The organism is Edaphobacter sp., from assembly GCF_035532915.1.
Taxonomy (GTDB): domain Bacteria; phylum Acidobacteriota; class Terriglobia; order Terriglobales; family Acidobacteriaceae; genus Edaphobacter.
In genome coordinates this window covers 1-4743 of record NZ_DATKQC010000402.1, presented here as the reverse complement: position 1 = coordinate 4743, position 4743 = coordinate 1, and the positions used below count along the sequence as shown (strand labels likewise).

Sequence of the window (4743 nt, the reverse complement as noted above, 5' to 3'; positions counted from 1 at the left end):
AGGGAGTGCTGGGTTCACGAAAACCCAGTGTTCATCAACACTTTTAGAGCATCCTTTCTTTTTTCACCAGACAAATCGTGAATAATCCAGGCTAGGCGGGTCGACAAGGGTACGCATGAGATCCTGCGCTTATATAACCCTCAGGTAATCAATGGGCAACAAACTACGCGCACGCTGGCAGATTTTGGTTCAAAGAGGGCGAGCGTACTTGTCCGAGTAATTGCTATTCCCAGAGTCGGAGATGGACGCGCATCAAAATTTGAAGAATTGGTTAGCCGCATTGTTCAAGCGACCAACTGGCAGAATGAAATAGCGGCGTCGGATTTATGCGCGAACGACTTCGAGCAGGTTCGATTACAGCGCGAGTTTCGGCGACTCGGATATGAATACTTAAGGAAAAGACAATCCAAAGCCGAGATTCGAAGATTATTTGGGATACACAGACGCTTCTTATTTAAGAGAGAAGAACTTGCAAAAACGGTAGCGGCATGTGAACTCGACCCGTATTTTGTTCGTGAAGGTACTGAGAGGCTTTTCGAGCCCGATCTATACGCACGCATCTTTGACGGTCGGCCCGCGAAGACATACCTCGCGATGGCGCACCTCGGAAGACTGGTACGGGCTGGCAGTAGAGGCCGCCCCGAGTGGGGTTACGCTCGGTGGGTTGTCATAAATCATGCGTGGCGAAATCTGAAGCACGATGTCGGATCTGAGCCCGGACGCGCAAAATTCATGTACATTTGTGAACGGAAAGACCAAGAGAAGCAACTCAGGCCGCTTGAGCACTTTGTCTTGCATACATACCGTGCGGCGTCAGCATTCTTCAGAAAGACCAGAGGAAAAGGCGAGACGGCATTAGATGTCTCGACCTTTTTCAAGAAGAAAGATTTAGACGACCGTTTCGAGGCGTTTGTGGAGTCAGGCTCCAATCCACAGCGTCGAAAGGCGCGCTCGGCTCTTAAGAAATTCAGAGAGACACTCCGAGAGTTTGAGGTCGCATGACAGAAGAAAAGCGGCTTATTGAGGACTACCTTCCGATTGAAAAAATCAGCGCGGAGGCTTCACGGGAGAAGTCTGTCCGCAAGGGACATATTTCGACGCTCCATCTATGGTGGGCGCGGCGGCCTCTGGTCGCTTGCCGTGCGGCGGTGTATGGGGCACTCGTACCTGCATCGCGGTTCGTACCGAACGGGGCCAGTGATGAGAAGAAGAAATCTCTAGGCCGTGCGAACGCGGCAAAGTTTGTCGAACGGCTTTGTCTGTATCCAGGCAATCCGACAGTTATCGCCGAGGCGCAACACCACATTCTCCAAGCTCACGCGGAGCGGCTGACAGTAGAGACGGGAAAGAAGGTCACTGTCGAGGACATTGTCGAGGGCCGAGCCCCACGCCCGAAGGTACTCGACATGTTTGCAGGGGGCGGGGCGATTCCACTTGAGGCTTTGCGGCTCGGTTGCGAGGCCTATGCGCTCGACCTCAACCCTGTTGCCCACATCATTGAGCTCTGCACGCTTGTCTATCCGCAGAAGTATGGCAAACCGGACCCATCCACTCGTGGCATGACCGGTCCAAAGAATGCCCGAGGCGAAACTACATGGGGAGGACTGGCCGAGGAGGTCCGCTATTGGGGAAACTGGATGCTGAAACAGGTCAAAGCGGAGATCGGCGACCTGTACCCACTAATCCCGGACTCCGAGTTCAAAGGCAAGAAGATCGCCGCGCAGGTTGACTGGCTCAAGGAACACACCACTGACGAAGTGCCGCCGGGATACCTGATACCAGTGGCTTACTTGTGGACGCGCACGGTAACTTGCAAGAATCCGAACTGCCGTGCGACCGTACCCTTGGCAAAACAAACATGGCTTCGCAAAAAGCCGGGTCGTTATGTGGCGCTACAGGTCGTCGCCCCCGCAGGCAAGAAGGAGGTCCGCTTCGAGGTCGTCGAGGCCCTCTCGGAAAAGGGCTTGGCATTCGATCCTGAGGCGGGATCAAAAGGCGGCAACGCTACCTGCCCGTTCTGCGGTACGGTTGCCGATGGCGAGTATGTGCAAGGTGAAGGAAAGGCCAAGCGTGTCGGAATACAACTCCTGGCCGTTGTGTGCGGTGGAAGATCTGGGAAAGGAAAAACCTATCTCGCCCCTGACGATTCTCCAGAGACGCTCAGAGCGCTGGAATCACTAGAGCACCGGCTGAAAGCTAAAAGCGAGAGAGTGATCGGCGGGTTTCCAAATGAACGAATCAATCCACTTCGTCCGTCTCCTAATGCCCGCGGTCTTTCAGCCGTAACCCGCCACGGAATTTTGGATTTCGGTGAGCTGTTCACCCCGCGTCAGAAATTGATGCTGATGACGATGGCCGATGTGATTTCGCGCAAACCTTGGGACGACAAGATTGACCACGGTCACGCGAAAGCAGTTGCCACATATCTGAGTTCACTCGTGGACAAGATCGCGGATTATGGCTCTTCCTTTTGCAGGTGGATCAGTCAGACGGAAGCGGTTGCCGGAACTTTCGGTCGCCACGCTCTCGGCATGCTTTGGGATTTTGCCGAAATCTGTCCCTTCGGCGACGCCGGGTCGAATGCCGACTCAATTCTGAATGCTCAGGTCAGTGCTTTGGCAGAGATCGAAGCTGGCGAGCGTCCTGCCGACGTCCGGCGCGGTTCTGCCGCTTCTCTCCCGGAAGACTGGCGAGGTTTTGACGCCATTATCACTGATCCTCCTTACTATGACAACGTGCCCTACGCAGATGTATCCGACTTCTTCTACGTGTGGCAAAAGAGAACCATCGGCTCTATTTATCCAGAGCACTTCGCAACGGAACTCACTCCCAAGAAAAGCGAGGCGACTGCGTTGGCGTCCCGGCACGCTGGAGACATGGACGCTGCCACCAAAGAGTACGAGGACCTAATGCTGCGTTCGTTCTCGGAGGCTGCCAAGTCTCTCAAGCCCGAAGGATTGCTAGTTGTTGTCTACGCGCACAAGACGACCCTAGGATGGTCAACTTTGGTCGAGGCATTGAGGCGTGCTGGTTTCACCGTTCTTGAGGCGTGGCCGTTGGACACGGAACGAGGCGCAAGATTGATTGCATTGGATACGGCATCGCTCGCCTCAAGCATTTTTCTCGTTACTCGCAAGCGGAGTGGCGAAGCGATTGGCAACTACGAGACAGAAGTGCGACCAGAGCTGGAGCAGATTGTTCGGGAGCGGGTTGGGACGTTGTGGGAGATGGGGATTTCCGGGGCGGACCTAGTGATTGCCTGCGTAGGAGCGGGGCTTAGGGCGTTCACCCGCTTTGTACGCGTTGAATATGCCAATGGGGAGGAAGTGCCCGCCGAACGCTTCTTGGCCGAAGTGGAAACGGCGGTCTTAGAGGCCATCCTGGCCCGACTATCGAAGGAAGTCGGTGCCAGCAGTGGCCAACACAGCCTTGTAGGGCTGGACGCAGCCACGCGGTTCTATGTGCTATGGCGCTACACCTACAAGGCCGCCGACCTGGACTCTGGCGAGGCGATCATCTTTGCCAACGGCACCCACGTCGAACTGGACGGCGGACACGGTCTGTCGAGCGGGACGCGGGCGTTGGTAGCCAAAAACAAGAGCAAGTACCGTTTGATGGACTACACCGAGCGTGGTGAGGACGCTGCGCTCGGAATGCCATCCGAGGATGGACAGTCAGCACCACTGGTCGACGCTCTGCACCGTCTCTTGTGGCTGTTGGAACGGCATCCATCTGGCATTCCAGATTTCTTACGTGACGCGCGGCCAAACACCGAGCAAATGCGGCTAGTCGCACAGGCGCTCGCTGGCCCGGCTCTTAAAGGCGGCGAACTCGGTGAAGTCGCAACCGGCACGGAGTTAGCAGCGCTTACGAAACTGACTGCGAACTGGCGCAGCGTGGTGGAAGATGTAGCAGAGGCCGCAGTAGGCCCGCTGTTCAGAGCCAGGCAGAAGAATGAGTAGAACGAGCAACGATCCTCCACGCGGGAGTGACTAATTTATGAGCACAAAGTCAGATAAGACTTCGCTGGACCTCAAACCCTGGGTTCAGGTAGTGCAAGTCCATCCCGACGTGGACTCTCCAAACTTCTCTGAAGACATTTTTGCGCTTGATCTCGGCCCCCTCGCCGATGGGAACAAGAGTGTTCCGGCTGTGTATCGCGAACCCGAACACTTCTTTCGAGTTTCCTACCTGACCAAAGGACTACGCTCGCTGTTGGAGGATGTTCTCTCTCGCCTCACCGGCGGCACAGGCAATCGAATTCTTAAGCTGCTCACTCCGTTCGGCGGCGGCAAGTCACACACGCTGGCATCTCTGTTTCATGCTGCACGCAACCGGAAGGCATTAGATATTCTGCCCGAGGCACAGGGGTTCTCCAGACCAGCAAACGTTCGCACGGCAGTGTTTGATGGCCAATTTTTCGACGCGACCAAAGGCAAAGAAATTCCCGGCGAAAAGTTCCGTGCGCAAACCATGTGGGGTTGGATCGCCTGGTCTCTGGGGGGCAAGAAGGGTTACGAGATCATGCGCCAGCAGGACGAGGCGCGTGTCGCACCGGGTGCTGACGAGATCATGGCATTACTGGCGGAAGGCCCGAACCTAATCCTGCTCGACGAAGTCTTGCAATATCTCATCAGCGTCGGCGGAATCAAGGTTCATCAGACTACCCTGCGAGACGAAACCATGAGTTTTCTGCACCGGCTCACGGGCGCAGTGGGAAACTCGGCGAATACAGCATTGGTT

Annotated in this window: 3 protein-coding genes; all 3 read left to right on the top strand. The window is 55.6% G+C overall.

What is annotated here, in order from left to right; all coding sequences use genetic code 11:
* Positions 1-81: 81 nt before the first annotated feature.
* The gene (locus VMU57_RS23190; RefSeq protein ID WP_414648686.1) at positions 82-1002 is read left to right on the top strand and encodes an AIPR family protein; all 921 of its coding nucleotides are present in this window, start codon (positions 82-84) and stop codon (positions 1000-1002) included.
* On the top strand, positions 999-3962 hold the full coding sequence (locus VMU57_RS18995; RefSeq protein WP_325386308.1) for a DUF1156 domain-containing protein: 2964 nt from the start codon (positions 999-1001) through the stop codon (positions 3960-3962). Before VMU57_RS23190 ends, VMU57_RS18995 begins: the two co-directional genes overlap by 4 nt.
* 37 nt (positions 3963-3999) lie before the next feature.
* On the top strand, positions 4000-4743 hold a 744-nt coding region (locus VMU57_RS18990), incomplete at its 3' end, for a DUF499 domain-containing protein (protein WP_325386306.1).

What these genes read in the sequence shown, in the direction of transcription:
- VMU57_RS18995 (WP_325386308.1), top strand. Translation starts at nt 999, where the DNA reads ATGACAGAAGAAAAGCGGCTTATTGAGGACTACCTTCCGATTGAAAAA.